Annotated in this window: 16 protein-coding genes and 1 riboswitch; of the genes, 8 read left to right on the top strand and 8 right to left on the bottom strand. The window is 73.3% G+C overall.

The window, feature by feature from the left end; all coding sequences use genetic code 11:
* Positions 1–8: 8 nt before the first annotated feature.
* Positions 9–116, top strand: a riboswitch (TPP riboswitch).
* The 3 genes from ACFP1Z_RS13195 to ACFP1Z_RS13185 all read left to right on the top strand — a co-directional run bounded on the left by ACFP1Z_RS13195 (position 112) and on the right by ACFP1Z_RS13185 (position 3,925).
* A complete protein-coding gene (locus tag ACFP1Z_RS13195; protein WP_390316362.1) occupies positions 112–1,203 on the top strand; it encodes a thiamine ABC transporter substrate-binding protein in 1,092 nt (363 codons plus the stop codon). It overlaps the preceding riboswitch by 5 nt.
* Positions 1,204–1,274: 71 nt before the next feature.
* On the top strand, positions 1,275–2,882 hold the full coding sequence (locus tag ACFP1Z_RS13190; RefSeq protein ID WP_390316679.1) for an ABC transporter permease: 1,608 nt from the start codon (positions 1,275–1,277) through the stop codon (positions 2,880–2,882).
* A 2-nt stretch (positions 2,883–2,884) separates the two neighbouring features.
* Positions 2,885–3,925: an ABC transporter ATP-binding protein gene (locus ACFP1Z_RS13185; RefSeq protein WP_390316361.1), complete on the top strand. Its 1,041-nt coding sequence runs from the start codon at positions 2,885–2,887 to the stop codon at positions 3,923–3,925.
* Between the two features lie 63 nt (positions 3,926–3,988).
* Here ACFP1Z_RS13185 and ACFP1Z_RS13180 read toward each other — a convergent pair whose 3' ends face one another.
* The 5 genes from ACFP1Z_RS13180 to ACFP1Z_RS13160 all read right to left on the bottom strand — a co-directional run bounded on the left by ACFP1Z_RS13180 (position 3,989) and on the right by ACFP1Z_RS13160 (position 9,270).
* The gene (locus tag ACFP1Z_RS13180; RefSeq protein WP_390316360.1) at positions 3,989–4,912 is read right to left on the bottom strand and encodes a DMT family protein; all 924 of its coding nucleotides are present in this window, start codon (positions 4,910–4,912) and stop codon (positions 3,989–3,991) included.
* A gap of 177 nt (positions 4,913–5,089) precedes the next feature.
* Entirely contained in the window at positions 5,090–6,400 is a 1,311-nt protein-coding gene (locus tag ACFP1Z_RS13175) for a hypothetical protein (RefSeq protein WP_390316359.1), read from the bottom strand.
* Positions 6,382–7,119, bottom strand: coding sequence for an ABC transporter ATP-binding protein (locus ACFP1Z_RS13170; protein ID WP_390316358.1), 738 nt, complete (start codon positions 7,117–7,119; stop codon positions 6,382–6,384). Before ACFP1Z_RS13170 ends, ACFP1Z_RS13175 begins: the two co-directional genes overlap by 19 nt.
* 295 nt (positions 7,120–7,414) lie before the next feature.
* Entirely contained in the window at positions 7,415–8,794 is a 1,380-nt protein-coding gene (locus tag ACFP1Z_RS13165; RefSeq protein WP_390316357.1) for an aspartate aminotransferase family protein, read from the bottom strand.
* Positions 8,779–9,270, bottom strand: a complete 492-nt coding sequence (locus ACFP1Z_RS13160) for an Lrp/AsnC family transcriptional regulator (RefSeq protein WP_390316356.1) — start codon at positions 9,268–9,270, stop codon at positions 8,779–8,781. Before ACFP1Z_RS13160 ends, ACFP1Z_RS13165 begins: the two co-directional genes overlap by 16 nt.
* Positions 9,271–9,463: 193 nt before the next feature.
* Here ACFP1Z_RS13160 and ACFP1Z_RS13155 point away from each other — a divergent pair, with 193 nt between their 5' ends.
* Together ACFP1Z_RS13155 and ACFP1Z_RS13150 are read left to right on the top strand one after the other, a co-directional pair.
* Positions 9,464–10,915, top strand: a complete 1,452-nt coding sequence (locus ACFP1Z_RS13155) for a gamma-aminobutyraldehyde dehydrogenase (RefSeq protein ID WP_390316355.1) — start codon at positions 9,464–9,466, stop codon at positions 10,913–10,915.
* A 136-nt stretch (positions 10,916–11,051) separates the two neighbouring features.
* Positions 11,052–12,239, top strand: coding sequence for a polyamine ABC transporter substrate-binding protein (locus ACFP1Z_RS13150; protein WP_390316353.1), 1,188 nt, complete (start codon positions 11,052–11,054; stop codon positions 12,237–12,239).
* A 12-nt stretch (positions 12,240–12,251) separates the two neighbouring features.
* Here ACFP1Z_RS13150 and ACFP1Z_RS13145 read toward each other — a convergent pair whose 3' ends face one another.
* Entirely contained in the window at positions 12,252–13,106 is an 855-nt protein-coding gene (locus tag ACFP1Z_RS13145; protein ID WP_390316352.1) for a glycerophosphodiester phosphodiesterase, read from the bottom strand.
* A gap of 168 nt (positions 13,107–13,274) precedes the next feature.
* Positions 13,275–14,312 carry an adenosine deaminase gene (locus ACFP1Z_RS13140; protein WP_390316350.1) on the bottom strand — a complete coding sequence of 346 codons (1,038 nt, stop codon included), beginning with the start codon at positions 14,310–14,312 and terminating at the stop codon, positions 13,275–13,277.
* A gap of 216 nt (positions 14,313–14,528) precedes the next feature.
* Between ACFP1Z_RS13140 and ACFP1Z_RS13135 the strand changes: the two genes are divergently transcribed.
* Positions 14,529–15,536 carry a DUF4190 domain-containing protein gene (locus ACFP1Z_RS13135; protein ID WP_390316349.1) on the top strand — a complete coding sequence of 336 codons (1,008 nt, stop codon included), beginning with the start codon at positions 14,529–14,531 and terminating at the stop codon, positions 15,534–15,536.
* On the opposite strand, the gene ACFP1Z_RS13130 is transcribed toward ACFP1Z_RS13135, so the two are convergent.
* On the bottom strand, positions 15,488–16,129 hold the full coding sequence (locus ACFP1Z_RS13130; RefSeq protein WP_390316348.1) for an NADAR family protein: 642 nt from the start codon (positions 16,127–16,129) through the stop codon (positions 15,488–15,490). The two genes, ACFP1Z_RS13135 and ACFP1Z_RS13130, sit on opposite strands and share 49 nt — an antisense overlap.
* Before the next feature lie 111 nt (positions 16,130–16,240).
* On the opposite strand from ACFP1Z_RS13130, the gene ACFP1Z_RS13125 reads away from it, so the two are divergent.
* Positions 16,241–16,618: a DUF4190 domain-containing protein gene (locus ACFP1Z_RS13125; RefSeq protein ID WP_390316347.1), complete on the top strand. Its 378-nt coding sequence runs from the start codon at positions 16,241–16,243 to the stop codon at positions 16,616–16,618.
* Between the two features lie 175 nt (positions 16,619–16,793).
* Positions 16,794–18,308: a gamma-aminobutyraldehyde dehydrogenase gene (locus tag ACFP1Z_RS13120; RefSeq protein WP_390316346.1), complete on the top strand. Its 1,515-nt coding sequence runs from the start codon at positions 16,794–16,796 to the stop codon at positions 18,306–18,308.
* Positions 18,309–18,440 lie beyond the last annotated feature (132 nt).

Here is an 18,440-nt window from a genome sequence, read left to right as displayed (position 1 = left end):
CACAAATGAACATCCGACAGGGGAGCGCGCAGAGCGCTGAGAGTGCGGGAACGGCCCGCAGACCCTCAGGACCTGATCCGGGTCATACCGGCGTAGGGAGTCAGCACCATCATGAACACCAGCCTCCGGCGTGCCCTGGGCGCGGCCGCCGCCCTCGCGCTCGGCCTTCCGGCCCTGGCCGCCTGCGGCAGCTCCGGCGGTTCCGCCGCCGGCGACGCCAGGACCGTCACGCTCGTCTCGCACGACTCCTTCAGCGCCTCGGACGCCGTGCTCAAGGAGTTCGAGAAGACCAGCGGCTACACCGTCAAGGTCGTCAAGGGCGGTGACGCCGGAGCGGCCGTCAACCAGGCCGTCCTGTCCAAGGCCCACCCGCAGGGCGACGTCTTCTTCGGCGTCGACAACACCCTGCTCTCCCGCGCCCTGGACAACGGCCTGTTCACGCCCTACGAGGCCCGCGGCCTGGACCGGATCCCCAAGGACCTCCAGGCCGACCCCGAGCACCGGGTGACCCCGGTCGACACCGGCGACATCTGCGTCAACTACGACCGCGCCTACTTCGCCGAACACGGGCTGCAGCCGCCGCGGACCTTCGACGACCTGCTCAAGCCCGAGTACAAGAACCTCCTGGTCACCGAGAACGCCGCCACGTCCTCGCCCGGCCTCGCCTTCCAGCTCGCCACGATCGCCGCGCACGGCGAACAGGGCTGGCAGGACTACTGGAAGCGGCTCAAGGCCAACGGCGTCGAGGTCGTCGACGGCTGGGAGCAGGCGTACAACGACCGCTTCTCCGGCTCCGCCGCGGGGAAGAAGGCGGGCGGCGACCGGCCGCTCGTGGTCTCCTACGCCTCCAGCCCGCCCGTCGAGGTCGTCGGCATGAAGGAGCAGCCCAAGAGCGCCGAGGACGCGCCGACCGGCGTCGCGACCGGTACCTGCTTCCGGCAGACCGAGTTCGCCGGGCTGCTCAAGGGCGCGAAGAACCCCGAGGGCGGCAAGGCACTGCTCGACTTCCTGATCGGGCGCCCCTTCCAGGAGGACATGCCGCTGCAGATGTTCGTGCGGCCCGCCAACCGGGACGCTCAACTGCCCGAGGTGTTCACGAAGTTCGGTGCGCAGGCCGACGCGCCCGCGTCCCTCGCTCCCGACGTGATCGCCAAGAACCGCGACCAGTGGGTCAAGGAATGGTCCTCGCTCGTCCTGAAGTGACCGCCTCGGTACGGCGGTCCGGTCCGCGCGCGGCACCCCGCGCCCGGCGCGCGGCGCTGCGGCTCGGCCTGATGGCCGTGCCGCTCGCCTTCTTCGGCGTCTTCTTCGCCTACCCGGTCAGCGCGATCGTCTCCCGCGGCCTGAAGGCGGACGGACAGTGGCGGTTCGGCCGGATCGGCGAGGTGCTCTCCGACCCCGCGACCGGGCACGTCCTGTGGTTCACCACCTGGCAGGCGCTCGCCTCCACCGCGCTCACGCTGCTGCTCGCGCTCCCCAGCGCGTACGTCTTCGCGCGCTTCGACTTCCCCGCCAAGCGGCTGCTGCGGGCCGTGGTCACCGTCCCGTTCGTGCTGCCGACCGTCGTCGTCGGCTCCGCGTTCCTCGCGCTGCTCGGCCGTGGCGGGCTGCTGGACAGCTGGTGGGGCATCCGCCTGGACACCACGGTGTGGGCGATCCTGCTCGCCCACGTCTTCTTCAACTACGCCGTGGTCGTCCGCACGGTGGGCGGCCTGTGGGAGCGGCTCGACCCGCGCCAGGAGGAGGCCGCGCGCGTACTCGGCGCGAGCCGTTTCGCCGCCTGGCGGCAGGTGACCCTGCCCGCCCTCGCGCCCGCCGTCGCGGCGGCGGCACTGATGGTCTTCCTGTTCTGCTTCACCTCCTTCGGCATCGTGCAGATCCTCGGCGGCCCCCGCTACAGCACCCTGGAAGTGGCCATCTACCAGCAGACCGCGCAACTGCTCGACCTGCCGACGGCGGCGGTGCTCACCCTCGTGCAGTTCGCCGCGGTCGCCGCGCTGCTGGCCGTGCACGCGCGCACCGTACGGCGCCGCGAGTCGGCGCTGCGGCTGGTCGCGCCCGAGCGCACCGCCCGCCGTCCGCGCGGCGCGGCCCAGTGGACGCTGCTGGCCTCGGTACTGGCCGTCGCCGCCCTCCTGGTGCTGCTGCCGCTCGCCGTGCTCGTCCTGCGCTCCTTCGACGGACCGGACGGCTACGGACTCGGCTTCTACCGCGCCCTCGCCTCGGCGGGCGGCGGCACCTTCTCCGTGGCCCCCCTGGAGGCCATCGGCAACTCCCTGTCCTACGCGCTGGCCGCCACCGCCATCGCGCTCGTCGTCGGGGGACTGGCGGCCGCCGCCCTCCGGCACCGCGCGGGCCGCCTGGTGCGGGGCTTCGACGCGCTGCTGATGCTGCCGCTGGGCACCTCCGCCGTCACCGTGGGCTTCGGCTTCCTCATCACCCTCGACGAACCGCCGCTGGACCTGCGGACCTCCTGGATCCTGGTGCCGCTCGCGCAGGCCCTGGTCGGCGTGCCCTTCGTCGTACGGACCATGCTGCCCGTCCTGCGTGCCGTCGAGCCGAGGCTGCGCGAGGCGGCGGCCGTGCTCGGCGCGTCCCCCTGGCGGGCCTGGCGCGAGGTGGATCTGCCGCTGGTGGGCCGGGCGTTGGGGGTCGCGGCGGGCTTCGCCTTCGCCGTGTCGCTGGGCGAGTTCGGGGCGACCGTCTTCATCGCCCGCCCCGACAGCCCCACCCTGCCGGTGGCCGTCTCCCGGCTGCTGGGCCGGGCCGGAGAGCTCAACTACGGGCAGGCGATGGCCCTGAGCACTGTCCTGATGCTGGTGTGCGCGGCAGCCCTGCTGGTGCTGGAGCGCGTACGCGTCGATCGTTCGGGGGAGTTCTAGCGATGTCCTTGCTGAGCCTGGAGAACGTCACCGTCCGCTTCGGCGGCCGTACCGCGCTGGACGGCGTCGACCTGGAGGTCGCCGAGCACGAGCGAGTGTGCGTGCTCGGCCCCAGCGGCAGCGGCAAGTCCACGCTGCTGCGGGTGGTCGCCGGGCTGCAGCGCGTCGACGCCGGCCGGGTGCTGCTCTCCGGCGCCGACCAGAGCGGTGTGCCCGTGCACCGGCGCGAGGTCGGCCTGATGTTCCAGGACCACCAGCTCTTCCCCCAGCGCGACGTGGCCGGCAACGTCGCCTTCGGACTGCGCATGCGCGGCACGGCACGCGGCGGGATCCAGGAGCGGGTGGCCGAACTCCTGGACCTGGTCGGCCTGCCGGGCGCCCAGCGGCGCGCGGTCGCCGCCCTGTCCGGCGGGGAACAGCAGCGCGTCGCGCTCGCGCGGGCCCTCGCCCCGCGCCCCAGGCTCCTGATGCTGGACGAGCCGCTCGGCCAGCTCGACCGCAGCCTGCGCGAGCGGCTCGTCGTCGAACTGCGCGACCTCTTCGGCCGGTTGGGCACCACCGTGCTCGCCGTCACCCACGACCAGGGCGAGGCGTTCGCGCTCGCCGACCGGGTCGTGGTCATGCGCGACGGGCGGATCGCCCAGAGCGGCACGCCGCTGGAGGTCTGGCAGCGGCCCGCCTCCGCGTTCGTCGCCCGCTTCCTGGGCTTCCGCAACGTCGTCGCGGCGAGCGTCGCCGGGACGCGCGCGGCCACGCCCTGGGGCAAGGTCCCCGTGCCCGACGACAGCGAGCAGGGCGAGCGCACCCTGCTCGTACGGCCCGCGGGCGTCCGCCTCGTGGCACCCGCCGACGGGCTGCCGTGCACGGTCACCGGCCGCACCTTCCGCGGCGACCACGTCGCCGTGCTGCTGCGGCCCGAGGACGGACCGGTGCTGGAGGCGGCCTGCGCGCTGCGGGACGCGCCCGCGAGCGGCGCACGGGTCGGGGTCGCCTTCGACGCCGAGCACGTCGTGCTGCTCGACGGAGACGCGCGGGACCGGTGAACGCGGGCGGGCCCGCCGCTCCCCGAGGGGAACGACGGGCCCGCCCGCGCGTGCGGCGTCGCGTCAGCCGACCGGTGCCGGGGCGCGCTCCGCCCGTTCCGGCTCCGGCAGCGGACCGCCCTCCGGCTCGCCGTACCACGCCACCGCGACCGCGCCCGCGACGGCCAGGACGAAGCCGACGACCGCCAGCCAGGCGAAGCCGGGGCGCGAGGCGTCCCCCAGCCACACCACGCCGATGATGCCCGGCAGCACCGTCTCGCCGACGACCAGTGCGGCCGTCGCGCCGTTGACCGACCCCAGCTGCAGGGCGACCGTGTGCAGATACATGCCGACCGAGCCGGAGATGAGGATCGCGTACAGCGCCGGGTCGGCGATCAGGGTCGGCAGGTCGAACGGGGAGAGGCCGCCCAGAATGCGCACGCCCACGCCGATCGCGCCGAAGCCGAGCCCGGAGAGCAGACCGGCCAGGATCGCCGCCCGCGAGCCCAGCAGCCGCACGGCGATCGTGCCGCCGCCCATCAGGACCACGGAGATGACGAGCAGCCACCAGTGCGTGGACATCGCCGCGTCACTGCCGCCCTCGTGGCCCGCCGCGGTGGCCAGCAGCACCAGCGCCGAGCACACCACACCGATCGACATCCACTCCGGCCTCGTCAGCCTCAGGCCCAGCAGCTTGATGCTCAGCAGGGCGGTGACGATGAGGTTGGCGCTGATGACCGTCTGGGACAGGAACAGCGGCAGCATGCGCGCGGCGAGCGCGCCGAGCCCGAAGCCCACGAAGTCCAGCACCGTGCCGACCATGAACTCCCAGGTCACCGCGGCCTTCGCGGTGGAGGACAGGCTGGGGCCGCCGCGCTGCGTCACCCCTGTCGTGGAGGCCGCCGCGGCCTCCCGGCGGGCCGATTTGCGCGAGCCCACGGCTTGCAGCACCGAACCCGTGCCATAACAGACCGAGGCTGCGACAGCCGTCAGAAGGCCGAGAAACACCCATAACTCCGTTCGCCCGAAAAAGGTCGTGCTCCGAAGCAGACGCTTTTTCGATCGCCGGAGTTGCCTTGAAGTCAAGAACTGGTCAAGAAGAGTTGGGGCGGCGGCGGGGGCGCGGCCGTGGACAGGGCGGCGGCCCGGCCCGCCGCCGGCCGGGCCGCCCGCGCGAACGGACCGTCACCTGGTCATCGGCAGCGCCGCGAGCTCCGCGATCGCCCAGGTCAGCGGGGTCAGCACCGCCAGCAGGACACCGGTGCGCAGCACGGCCGCCGTGCGCAGCATCGAGGCGGGCAGCCCCAGCCGCAGCAGGGCGTCCGTGGTGTCCGTCCGGTTGTGCCGGCTGTCGAGGGCCGCGGTGATGGCGGTGGCGGTGACGCAGGCCATCACCAGCGCCGCGCCCAGACCGGTCAGCGGGCCGAACGGGCGGGGCCCGGTGTGCTCCCACGCCGCGCCGTACAGCTCCGAGGCCGCCAGCGCCCCCGAGGCCACCGCGCACAGGACCCCCAGCGGCCGGCCGATGCGCGTCGCCGCGTCCTGCAGTATCCGGCCGGCCAGCAGCCGCACCGCCCCGGGCCGGCCTGCCGCGAGCAGCGCCCCGCACCAGTGCGTGAGCCCGGGCCCGGCCAGCACCAGGCCCAGGGAGGCCAGCAGCCAGCCGCCCAGGACGCCCGGTGAGGTCCCCCGGGAGCGGCCGGGCAGGGCGATGAGGGTCTCGGGGTCGGGGGCCGGGCGGTGGCCCACGTACGCCTCCAGGGCCAGCCCGACCGCGATGATCGCGATGCCCCAGGGCAGGCCCGCGTAGCCGGGGCGCGCGGCGGGGGCCGCGGCGGGCGGGGCGACGGGGGAGCTGACGGCGCCGCCCTGCGCGGCCCCGGTCGCGGCCACGGTCCGCGCGGCCTCCGCGACCGCGGTGCCGTCGGCCGGCTCCGCCGCCCCCTCCGGCGGCCGCGCGGCGCGCGGCGCCCTGCGGGGTCTCTCGCGTCCGGGGCGCAGCGCGAGCGCGCACGCGCCCGCCGCGAGCGCCGGCAGCAGACCGAGCAGGGTCAGCGTCGCGCCCCACGGCACCGGCGCCTGCCCGCCGAGCATCCTCGCGGCCGCGCCGCTGATCGGCGTGCCGCCCAGGTCGCCGCGCAGCTCCAGGTAGACCAGCAGGGCGATGCCGCTGCCCAGGGCGCAGGAGAGCGCGGTCGAGGCGGCCGCGAGCAGGGAGAGCCGCACCGGTCCGAGGCCCACGGCGTCCAGGCCGTCGCGGGGGCGGGTCGCGGGGTCCGTACGGGCCACGGCGAGCGCGAACTGCACGACGGCCGCCAGCGGGACCGCGCACCAGACGAGCCGCACCAGGGACGGGCCCGTCTCCTTCGGATGGGCCACCGCGTACCCCAGCGTGCACAGCAGCAGGAAGCCGACCCCCGCGGCGGCGGCCGCCACCAGCAGCCGTCGCAGCAGGACGAGCGGATGCGCGCCACGCGCTAGGCGGAGACTGAGCACGCCGCCCTTCCCTCTCCGTCTGCCGCGTCCGGCGTCGTGACGCCGTTGTTGCGGCGGCCGTCGGCCAGGTGGACCGTGCGGTCGGCCAGCGTCGCGATCTCCTCGTCGAGCGTGGCGATGACGACGGTGATCTGGTGCGAGCGGGCCGCCGTGGTCAGGGTGCGCAGCACCTGGGCGCGGTCGGCGGCGTGCAGCGGAGCCGTCGGCTCGTCCGCGAAGAGCACGGTGGGCTCGGTGGCCAGCGCGCGGGCGATGGCGATCCGCTGCCGCTGCGCCTGGAGCAGTACGGCGGGCCGCTTGCGCGAGCAGTCGCCGACGTCCAGGCGCTCCAGCCACTCGCCGGCGGCGCGTTTGGCCGTGCGGTGGGCGACGCCGCGCATCAGCAGCGGCAGGGCGGCGTTCTCCCAGGCCGTCAGCTCCGGTACGAGGTGCGGCTCGCTGTCGATCCAGCCGAACCGCTCGCGGCGCAGCCGTTCGCGGGCGGGGCGGGAGAGGGTGTGCACGGGCGCGCTGTTGAACCACACCTCGCCCGGGTCGGGCAGCAACTGCCCCGACAGGCATTTGAGGAGGGTGGTCTTGCCCGAGCCGCGCGGTCCGGTGACGGCGAGGATCTCGCTCTCGCGCACACCGATGGACACCCCCGCGAGAGCGGGGGAACCGCTGTAGGCGTAGTGCAGGCCGCGTGCCCAGAGCACGTCGTTGTCCGGCGGGGCCACCATATCGAGCACCTCGGTCGCTAAGGGTCCGTTCCCCTGTCCGGGTGAACGAACCAGAGGCCATTGGGTCACTGGCACCGTACGGAACCGTGATCCTAGCCCCCGCCCAGGCTCGGCGCTGGCAGCCCGCACTTTCCTCCGGTCGGCCTCATGGCCGGGCCGTCGCCCATGAGTCGGAGCGCAGCTGCGTACGCGTGGCGTGCGCGCCTGCCGCGGGGTGTGGGGCGCGTGCGGCAGGCGCGCGGGGCACACGCGCGGCGTGTGCGGACTTCTCGCGCGGTCGGAGTGGCCGGAGCGGTCAGATCCGTGTCCAGGCCTCCGCCAGGACGCCGCGGACGATCTGCTCGATCTCGTCGAACGTCGACTGGTCGGAGATCAGCGGCGGGGCGACCTGGACGACCGGGTCGCCGCGGTCGTCGGCGCGGCAGTACAGCCCGTTCTCGAAGAGCTTCTTGGAGACGAAGCCGTACAGCAGGCGCTCGCACTCCTCGGGGGTGAAGGACTCCTTGGTGGCCTTGTCCTTGACCAGTTCGATGCCGTAGAAGAAGCCGTTGCCGCGCACGTCGCCGACGATGGGCAGGTCGTGCAGCTTCGAGAGGGTCGAGAAGAAGGCCGATTCGTTGTCCAGCACGTGCTGGTTGAGGTTCTCGCGCTCGAAGATGTCGAGGTTGGCGAGGGCGACGGCGGAGGAGACGGGGTGGCCGCCGAAGGTGTAGCCGTGCAGGAAGGCGGAGTCGCCGGTGTAGAAGGGCTCGGCGATGCGGTCGGAGACCACGGCGGCGCCGATGGGGGAGTAGCCGGAGGTCATGCCCTTGGCGCAGGTGATGATGTCGGGCACGTAGCCGAACTTGTCGCAGGCGAACATCGTGCCCAGCCGGCCGAAGGCGCAGATGACCTCGTCGGAGACCAGCAGCACGTTGTGGGTGTCGCAGATCTCGCGGACGCGCTCGAAGTAGCCGGGGGGCGGCGGGAAGCAGCCGCCCGCGTTCTGCACGGGCTCCAGGAAGACGGCGGCGACGGTGTCGGGACCCTCGAAGAGGATCTGCTGCTCGATCTGGTCGGCGGCCCAGCGGCCGAAGGCCACGGGGTCGTCGCCGAAGACCGGGGCCCGGTAGATGTTGGTGTTCGCCACCTTGTGCGCGCCCGGCACGAGCGGCTCGAACGGCGCTCGCAGGGCGGGCAGTCCGGTGATGGCGAGGGCGCCCTGCGGGGTGCCGTGATAGGCGACGGTCCGTGAAATGACCTTGTACTTGCCGGGGTTGCCGGTGAGCTTGTGGTACTGCTTGGCGAGCTTCCAGGCGGTCTCGACGGCCTCGCCGCCGCCCGTGGTGAAGAAGACCTTGTTCAGGTCGCCCGGCGCGTAGTGCGCGAGCCGCTCGGCGAGTTCGATCGCCTGCGGGTGGGCGTAGCTCCACACCGGGAAGAAGGCGAGCTCCTGGGCCTGCTTGGCGGCCGCCTCGGCGAGCTCGGCGCGGCCGTGGCCCGCCTGCACCACGAACAGGCCCGCCAGGCCGTCGAGATAGCGCTTGCCCTTGTCGTCGTAGATGTAGGTGCCCTCGCCGCGCACGATGGTGGGCACGGGGGTGTGCTGGTACGAGCCCATGCGCGTGAAATGCATCCACAGGTGGTCGTACGCCGTCTTGGACAGGTCCTTGCTCACGGCTATCGGGTTCCCCATGTGTAGGTCTGCTTGCGGAGCTTGAGGTAGACGAAGCTCTCGGTGGAGCGCACGCCCGGCAGGGTCCGTACGCGCTTGTTGATGGTCTGCAGCAGGTGGTCGTCGTCCTCGCAGACGATCTCGATCAGGAGGTCGAAGGAGCCCGCTGTGACGACCACGTACTCCACCTCGTCCATCGCGGTCAGGGCGTCGGCGACCGGGTCGAGGTCGCCCTCGACGTTGATGCCGACCATCGCCTGCCGCCGGAAGCCCACGGTGAGCGGGTCGGTGACGGCGACGATCTGCATCACGCCCTGGTCGAGCAGCTTCTGCACGCGCTGCCGGACGGCCGCCTCGGACAGTCCGACGGCCTTGCCGATCGCCGCGTACGGGCGGCGGCCGTCCTCCTGGAGCTGCTCGATGATCGCCAGGGAGACGGCGTCGAGGGGCGGAGCGGCGGGGGCGCCGCGCTTGACGTCTGCGCTACGTGTGGCCACGCACCCCACTGTGCACGGGTTATGTCCGTGAAGCAAGGCTTGCCTGATGAAATTCGTTGTTGATCGTGCTCGGTGAAACTGATTCCGTTGTTCCTGGCTTTCGGGTCTGCCGAAAGCGTCGGTCCCCTGGCTAGGCTGAGCGCCACAAGCGATCGGACTTCATTCGGACTTCATACAGAAGGGGTGGCGCATCGTGACCACCGAGCCGCGCCGGCTGCGCAACTACATCGACGGGGAGTTCCGGGACGCCGCCGACGGGCGGACCACCGAGGTGATCAATCCGGCCACCGGCACCGTGTACGCCACCGCCCCGCTGTCCGGCAAGGACGACGTCGACGCCGCCATGGCCGCGGCCGCCGCGGCCTTCCCCGTCTGGCGCGACCTGGTGCCCGGCGAGCGGCAGAAGGCGCTGCTGAGGATCGCCGACGCGATCGAGGCGCGCGCCGAGGAGCTCATCGCCGTCGAGAGCGAGAACACCGGCAAACCCCTCGCGCTCACCCGCAGCGAGGAGATCCCGCCGATGGTGGACCAGATCCGCTTCTTCGCGGGCGCCGCGAGGATGCTGGAGGGCCGCTCCGCCGGCGAGTACATGGAGGGCCTGACCTCGATCGTCCGCCGTGAGCCCGTCGGCGTCTGCGCGCAGGTCGCGCCCTGGAACTACCCCATGATGATGGCCGTGTGGAAGTTCGCCCCGGCGCTCGCCGCGGGCAACACCGTCGTCCTCAAGCCGTCCGACACCACCCCGGCCTCCACCGTCCTGCTCGCCGAGATCATCGGCGGCGTGCTCGGTGAACTCGGCCACCCGCGGGGCGTGTTCAACGTCGTGTGCGGCGACCGCGACACCGGCCGGCTCATGGTCGAGCACCCGGTGCCCGCCATGGCCTCCATCACCGGGTCCGTACGGGCCGGCATGCAGGTCGCCGAGTCCGCCTCCAAGGACCTCAAGCGGGTCCACCTGGAGCTGGGCGGCAAGGCCCCCGTCGTCGTCTTCGAGGACGCCGACCTCGCCAAGGCGGCCGAGGAGATCGCGGTCGCGGGCTACTTCAACGCCGGGCAGGACTGTACGGCCGCGACCCGGGTGCTGGTCCACGAGTCCGTCCACGACGACTTCGTCACCGCGCTCGTCAAGGTCGCCTCCGAGACGAAGACCGGTGCCCCGGACGACGAGGACGTGCTCTACGGGCCGCTGAACAACGCCCACCAGCTGGAGCAGGTCTCCGGGTTCATCGAGCGGCTGCCCGCGCACGCCCGCGTCGAGACCGGCGGCCGGCGCGTCGGCGACCAGGGCTACTTCTACGCCCCGACCGTCGTCACCGGCCTCAAGCAGGACGACGAGATCGTCCAGCGCGAGGTCTTCGGGCCCGTGATCACCGTCCAGTCCTTCACGGACGAGGACCAGGCCGTCGCCCGCGCCAACGGCGTCGAGTACGCGCTGGCCTCCTCGGTGTGGACCAAGGACCACGCGCGCGCCATGCGGATGTCCAAGAAGCTCGACTTCGGCTGTGTGTGGATCAACACGCACATCCCGCTGGTCGCCGAGATGCCGCACGGCGGCTTCAAGAAGTCCGGCTACGGCAAGGACCTGTCCGCCTACGGCTTCGAGGACTACACGCGCATCAAGCACGTGATGACGTCCCTGGGCTGACGGGCGTCACGCACGGCAGGGGAACGGCCGCGCCGGTCAGCCGGCGCGGCCGTCCGCGTCCCGGGGGCGCACCGGCGGACGGCGCCGTTATCATCGAAGGCTTGTCCGAGACGATCAGAACGGTCATCCTGCCGGAATGCGAGTGAGCCCCGTGAAGAGCCCCGCCCGCCGGACCCTGCTGCGCGCGCTGGGCGCCGGCGCGGGGGCCGCCGTACTCGCCGGGTGCGGCGTGCCCGCGGCGTACGTGCCCGCCGGGGAGCGCTCCGCCCGTGACCGGTCGGCCGGGGAGAAGCGGCTGACGTTCGCCAACTGGCCGCTGTACATCGACGTCGACGACAAGGACCCGCAGCGGCGGCCGACGCTGGAGGAGTTCGAGAAGCGCTCCGGGATCTCGGTGAAGTACACCGAGGAGATCAACGACAACGACGAGTTCTTCGGCAAGATCAGCCCGGCTCTGATGAACCATCAGGACACCGGCCGGGACCTCGTCGTCGTCAGCGACTGGATGTGCTCGCGCTACGTCCGGCTCGGCTGGGTCCAGGAGATGGACCGCTCCCGGCAGCCCCACGTCGCCGCCCAGCTCGACCCGCTGCTGCGCAACCCGGCCTTCGACCCGGGCCGCCGGCACACGGTGCCCTGGCAGTCCGGCATCACCGGCATCGCCTACAACCGCAGGCGGCTCGGCCGCGAGATCCGCCGCACCGCCGAGCTGTGGCAGGACGACCTGCGCGGCCGCGTCACCCTCTTCTCCGGCCTCGACGAGGCGTTCTGCCTGCTCATGCAGGGCGAGGGCGTGAACGTCACCCGCTGGACCCCCGACGACTTCCACCGCATGTGCGACCGGCTGCGCGAACTCGTCCGCAAGAAGCACATCCGCCGCTTCACCGGCAACGACTACATCAAGGACCTGTCCTCCGGCGACGTACTGGCCTGCCAGGCGTACTCCGGCGACATCATCCAGCTCCAGGCCGACAACCCCGACATCGCCTTCGTCGTCCCGCAGGAAGGCGCGGAACTGTGGGCCGAGAGCCTGATGATCCCCGACCTCGCGCGCCACAAGGCCAACGCCGAACGGCTCGTCGACTACTACTACGAGCCCGAGGTCGCGGCCCGGCTGGCCGCCGCCGTCAACTACGTCTGCCCGGTCCCCGCCGCGCGCGAGGTACTCGCCCGCTCCAAGGACCGGGAACTCGCCGAACTCGCCGAGAACCCCCTGGTGTTCCCCACCGACGACATGCGCTCGCGGCTCGCGACCGCGCGCGACATGACGCCCAGGGAGCGGCCCGCGCTCACCAAGGAGTGGAACGAGATCATCGGGCTGTGAGACCCGCCGGGTTCAGGAGCGGCCCGGCCCGGCCGGGCGGAGGGCGCACAGCGTCCTGATGCGGTTCGTGGTGATCGAGTCGACGCCCGCGGCCAGCAGCCGGCGCATGGTGCCCCTGGTGTCGGCGGTCCAGGCCGACACCAGGAAACCGGCCGCGTGGTGTCGCGCGACCAGCTCCGGGCTCAGCAGCCCGAAGCGGTAGTTGAGCCAGCGCGGGGCGAGCCGTTCCAGCAGCGCCGCGCGCGGAGGGACGAGCGTGGTCCAGGTCAGCGCGGTCTCGGCGGCCGGATCCGCCTCGCGGACCGCGCGCATCGAGGCCGTCCCGCCGCAGTAGTAGACACGCTCCCGCGCGCCGCACGCGTGCACCTCGGCCACGGCCGCGCCGGCGGCCGCCGGGTCCGGCAGGTCGATGAACAGCCGCTGCCCGCTGCCGTGTTGCCCGCCAACGCCAACGCCAACGCCATCGCCAACGCCATCGCCATCACCGTTGCCGTTGCCGTCGCTCTCGCCGGTGACGAGCGCGAGCGCCTCGCGCAGGGTCGGCACCCCGCCGCCCGTCAGATCGCGCAACTCCTCGGCCGTGACCGCGTCCAGGCGGCGGCCCGCGCCCCACAGCCGCTCCAGCGTCGCGTCGTGCAGCAGGACCGGCACCCGGTCCCGGGTCAGCCGCACATCGATCTCCACGGCCCCCGCGCCCGCCCGCAGCGCGGAGCGGACCGAGGGCAGGGTGTTCTCGCGGTGCCGGTAGGGATCACCGCGGTGGGCGACCGCCGTGAACCGGGGCCTGCCACCGGGGGAGTTGCCGGTGGCGTGGGTGCCGCCGTGGGTGGTGCCGTCCTGGGTGCTGTCGTCGTCCGATCCGCGCATGCGCTCATTGTGGCCGCCGGACGCCCGCGGACGAGGCCGCCCGGCGCGGCCTGGCCCCGCCGCAGCGGCCGTCACCGAGGAGCCCGGAACCGGCCGGCCGGTGGTGCCCGCCCGCATGCCGGCCCCGCTGCGGGCGTGTTCCGGTCCGCCGGGCGGCAGGCCCCGCGCTCAGCCGACCGGCCGGGCGCCGAGGTACGCCGCCGTGTAGGCGTCGATCTCCGCGCGCAGGGCCGCCTTGGCGGGAGCGTCCATGAAGGACGCCTCGACGGCGTTGTGCGCCAGGCCGGCCACACCCTTCTCGTCCAGCTCCAGCAGCCGGGCCGCCACGGCGTACTCCTGGTTGAGGTCGGTGCCGAACATCGGCGGGTCGTCGCTGTTGATCGTCACGAGCACGCCCGCCTTCGCCATCTCCTTCACGGGGTGCTCCTCCAGGTCGGCCACGGCCCGGGTGGCGAGATTGGAGGTCGGGCAGACCTCCAACGGGATGCGGTGCTCGGCGAGATGGGCCAGCAGCCGCGGATCCCGCGGGGCGCTCGTGCCGTGCCCGATCCGCTCGGCCCGCAGCTCCACCAGGGCGTCCCAGATCGTCTGCGGACCCGTCGTCTCACCGGCGTGCGGGACGCTGCGCAGCCCGGCGGCGATCGCACGGTCGAAGTACGGCTTGAACTGCGGGCGGGGCACCCCGATCTCCGGACCGCCCAGCCCGAAGGAGACCAGGCCCTCCGGCTTGAGCCCGCAGGCGATGCGGGCGGTTTCCTCGGCCGCCTCCAGACCGGCCTCGCCGGGAATGTCGAAGCACCAGCGCAGCACCACGCCCAGCTCCCGCTCGGCCGCCTTGCGGGCGTCCTCGATGGCCTCGACGAACGCCACGTCCGGGATGCCGCGCTTGGTCGAGCTGAAGGGGGTGATGGTCAGCTCGGCGTAGCGGATGTTCTGCCGCGCCATGTCCCGGGCGACCTCGAAGGTCAGCAGCCGCACGTCCTCCGCGTCGCGGATGAGGTCGACGACGGAGAGATAGACCTCCACGAAGTGGGCGAAGTCGCGGAAGGTGAAGAAGTCGGCGAGCGCGCCGGGGTCGGTCGGCACCGGGGAGTCCGGGTGGCGGGCGGCGAGTTCGGCGACGATGCGCGGCGAGGCCGAGCCGACGTGGTGCACGTGCAGCTCCGCCTTCGGCAGGCCGGCGATGAACGGGGCGAGTTCGGACATGCGGTCCTCCAGGGCCGGTCGGGCTGCGGGGCGGGCCGCTCCTCCGGGCCGTTGCCCGTCCTTAGCGCCCTCGGTGTTCTTCGGTTGTCGGTGGTCGCGGCGGGCGCCGCCCCCGGGTGCGGGCGCGCGGTGGGTACGGCCCGGTCATCGTATGCGGGGCGGGCACGACGGCTTCCGCCAGGGCTTAGCATGACGGGGTACGAACTGGGGAGGACCATGTCCGACAAGGCCGGCGGCGCCGAGGAACAGCCGCAAGCCCGCGACCCGTGGGCTCCGCCGCAGCGGCGGGAGCCCACCGAGCCCGACGGCCGCCCGGACACCCCGGCCGCGACCACACCCGCCCTGCCACCCCAGCGCACCGCACCACCCCGGCAAGCCACGCCCGGTGCCCCCGAGACCACCCCACCGGGGCAGCCCGGGCCCGCCGTCGCGCCGACTGCCGAGAGCGCCCCGACCGCGTCGGCTTCCGAGGGCGTCCCGTCGGTACCGCTCGCACCGGCCGTGCCGGACGCCGGTCCCGCCCCGCAGCAGTCCGCGCCTGTCGTCGCGTCGGCCCGCCCGGGCGAGAGCACCCCGCAGCCTGGTCCGCAGCAGGCCGCGGCGACCACCCCGCCGGGGCAGCAAGCGCCCGGCACCGGTCCCGCCCCGCAGCAAGCCGTGCCCGGTCTCGCGCCGGCCCCCGAGGGGGTTCCGCCCGTGCCGCCTGCGCCGACCGGGCCGGGTACCCCCAGCGCGTACCCCTCCGGCCCGTACGGGCAGGCGCCCTATGGGCATCCCGGGCCGTACGCTCCGCCGCCCTACGCCGCCGGCCCCTACGAGCCGGTGGCCTACGGCTGGCCGGCGCCGGGGTACGCGGCGGGTGCCTACCGGCCCGCGCCCAGCAACGGGCTCGGCGTCACCGCCCTCGTCCTGGGCATCGTCGGCATCGTGCTGTCGCCCACCATCGTGCCCAGCGCCGTGCTCGGCGTGCTCGCGATCGTCTTCGGTGCGATCGGCCGTGCCAAGGCCGCCCGCGGCGAGGCCGACAACGGCGGACAGGCGCTCGCCGGGCTGATCCTCGGCGGCGTCGCGCTCGTCACCACGGCGCTGATGCTGCTGGTCTACTTCCGCATCGGCGACGCGAGCGACGACGACGGCCCCACCCCCGAGGACGACCCCGCCGGCACCTACGGGGCCTATCTCTCGGCGCCGACGCTCGTGCTCGACGCCGCCGCCAGCCGCTGACGCGCTTCCATCAGCGCGAAGCCGAGCAGATTCGCGCCGCGCCACTGCGCGGGATCCGCCGCCCGCTCGTCGTCCGCGGCCAGCCCGATGCCCCAGATGCGGTCCACCGGGCTGGCCTCGACCAGCACGCGGCTCCCCGTGCCCAGCAGATACGCACGCAGCGCCGGATCCTGGCCGAACTTGTGGACGCTGCCCGCCACCACCAGGGCGAAGCGGTGGCGGCGCCAGACCTCCTCGTCGAAGCCGCGCACCGTGCGCCCCGCGTCCTTGGCCTGCTTCGGGTGGCCGGAGGCCAGCACCCGGGCCTCCGCCTCCGCGTCGCCGAACAGCCGCGCCTTGCCGGCCATCATCCAGTGCTCCGCCGTCGCGTAGGCCACCCCGTCGACCGTGAACGGCGACGGCCACCACTGGCTGAAGCACCCCGGGCCCACCCCGCCGCCGCGCGGCGCCCGATGCCCCCAGAAGTAGACGTACTTCACGCGCTCGCCGCGCTCCGTCGCGGCGCCGACGGCCGCCGTGAGCTCCGCGACGGAGCGCGGCCCGTCGGCCCGGTGCGCGTGAGGTGCTGTTTCCCTGCCCCCGTTGATCTTCATGCCTTCATGGTGGCAGAGGCCACTGACAGCACCCACCGGGAGCGGCCCGGAGAAAACCCCGACCCGGCCCGGACCTAGCATGATGTGACGAAAGACGAGGAAAGGCACACCATGTCGGACCACGGGCAGAACCCGTACGGGCAGAACGCTCCCCAACAGCTCCCGCAGTACCCGGGGTACGGCCACCCGTACGCGGCCGCCTACGGCGGTCCGGTGCCCGTGCCGCCCCGCAACGGGATGGGTACGGCCGGTCTGGTCTGCGGCATCGTCGGGCTGGTCCTCAGCTTCATGTGGCCCTTCTGGTTCTTCGCGTTCGTGCTCGCCGTCCTCGCGATCGTCTTCGGCGCCGTCGGCCGTTCCCGGGCGAAGAAGGGGCAGGCGACCAACCGCGGGGTGGCCACCTCCGGTCTGGTGCTCGGCATCGTGGCCGTGGTCTTGCTGTTCGCTTGGATCGGGCTTGTCGCGGCAGGTGTCGGCATGTCCGCCTGAAGGCCCCGGCCGGCCCCGCTCCGGCCCACCTCCAACTCACTGATTCCGTCGCGGCAGTAAAACGCCGCGACGGAATCCCTTGTTGTCAATCGACTGCTCTGCCAGGATCGTTGCCCCGAAACCGGTGAGAGCTACGCCCGTTCACGGATCGCCACGGTCGGCGGAGGAGTGCGTCATGGTTCAACGGTTCGATGCCGCCGGGCAGTTCGCCGACGGCGCCCAGTATCTCGCGGGCACCCGGCGGGCCGGGACGTCCGGCCGCAAGCAGTCCGTCGTCGACCCGGCCACCGGCGCCGAGCTGCTGGCCTACGAACTCGCCGGCCCCGCCGACGTGGACGCGGCCGTGGCCGCCGCCGAGGCCGCGCTGCCCGTCTGGGCGGGCGCCACCCCGGCGGAGCGCTCCGCCGCACTGCACCGCTTCGCGGGCGTACTCGCGGAGCAGGCCGGGGAGTTCGCGCGCGCCGAGTCCGCGCAGTGCGGCAAGCCGATCCGGCTCACCACCGAGTTCGACGTGCCCGGCACGATCGACAACACCGCCTTCTTCGCGGGCGCCGCCCGTCATCTGGAGGGCCGCTCCGCCGGCGAGTACAGCGCCGACCACACCTCCTACGTGCGCCGCGAGCCGATCGGCGTCATCGGCTCGATCGCGCCGTGGAACTACCCGCTGCAGATGGCCGCGTGGAAGGTCCTGCCGGCCGTCGCGGCGGGCAACACGATCGTCCTGAAGCCCGCCGAGACCACCCCGCTCACCCCCCTGATGTTCGCGCGGGCCGCCACCGCGGCCGGCCTGCCCGACGGCGTGATCAACGTCATCAGCGGGGCCGGGAAGGACGCCGGGGAACACCTCGTCGCCCACCCGGGCATCGCCATGACCTCCTTCACCGGCTCCACCCCCGTCGGCCGCCGGGTCGCCGAACTCGCCGGCCGCACCGGCAAGCGCGTCCACCTCGAACTCGGCGGCAAGGCCCCCTTCCTCGTCTTCGACGACGCCGACCTGGACGCGGCCGTCCACGGGGCCGTCGCCGGCGCCCTCATCAACGCCGGCCAGGACTGCACCGCCGCCACTCGCGCCTATGTCCAGCGGCCGCTGTACGACGCCTTCGTCTCCGGCGTCGCCGACCTCATGGCGGGCGTGCGCCCGGGCGACCCCTTCGACCCGGCCACCGACCTCGGCCCGCTCGTCTCCTTCGCCCAGCGCGACCGCGTCGCCGGCTTCGTGGAGCGGGCCCGCGCGTACGCCACCGTCGTCACCGGCGGCGCGGCCCCCGGCGGCGCGCTCGCCGGGGGCGCCTACTACCTGCCCACCCTGCTGACCGGCGCCCCCCAGGACAGCGAGGCCGTCCAGGCCGAGATCTTCGGCCCGGTCCTGGTCGTGCTGCCCTTCGACGGCGACGACGAGGGCCTCGCGCTCGCCAACGACACCCCCTACGGGCTCGCCGCCTCCGTCTGGAGCCGCGACGTCTACCGCACCGGGCGCGCCACCCGCGCCCTGCGGGCCGGCTGCGTCTGGGTCAACGACCACATCCCGATCATCAGCGAGATGCCGCACGGCGGATACAAGGCGTCCGGCCACGGCAAGGACATGTCCGCCTACTCCTTCGACGAGTACACCCAGATCAAGCACGTGATGTCCGACAACACCGGGACCGCCCGCAAGGCGTGGCACCGCACGGTCTTCACCTGCCGCTGACGCCCCGTCCGCCGCGCCCCGAGGGCGGCGGCGAGCGCGGCACGCGCTGTTCGGGGCAGAATTCTCCGGGCCCACCGGGCGCCTGCCGCGCCGGTGGGGCCCCGGCGCGGCCACCCGGCCCCGGACATATGA

This window comes from Streptomyces gamaensis (assembly GCF_042656465.1).
Taxonomy (GTDB): Bacteria; Actinomycetota; Actinomycetes; order Streptomycetales; family Streptomycetaceae; genus Streptomyces; species Streptomyces gamaensis.
The sequence above is the reverse complement of the archived record's forward strand: the minus strand, read 5'-3'. Positions and strand labels throughout refer to the sequence as shown.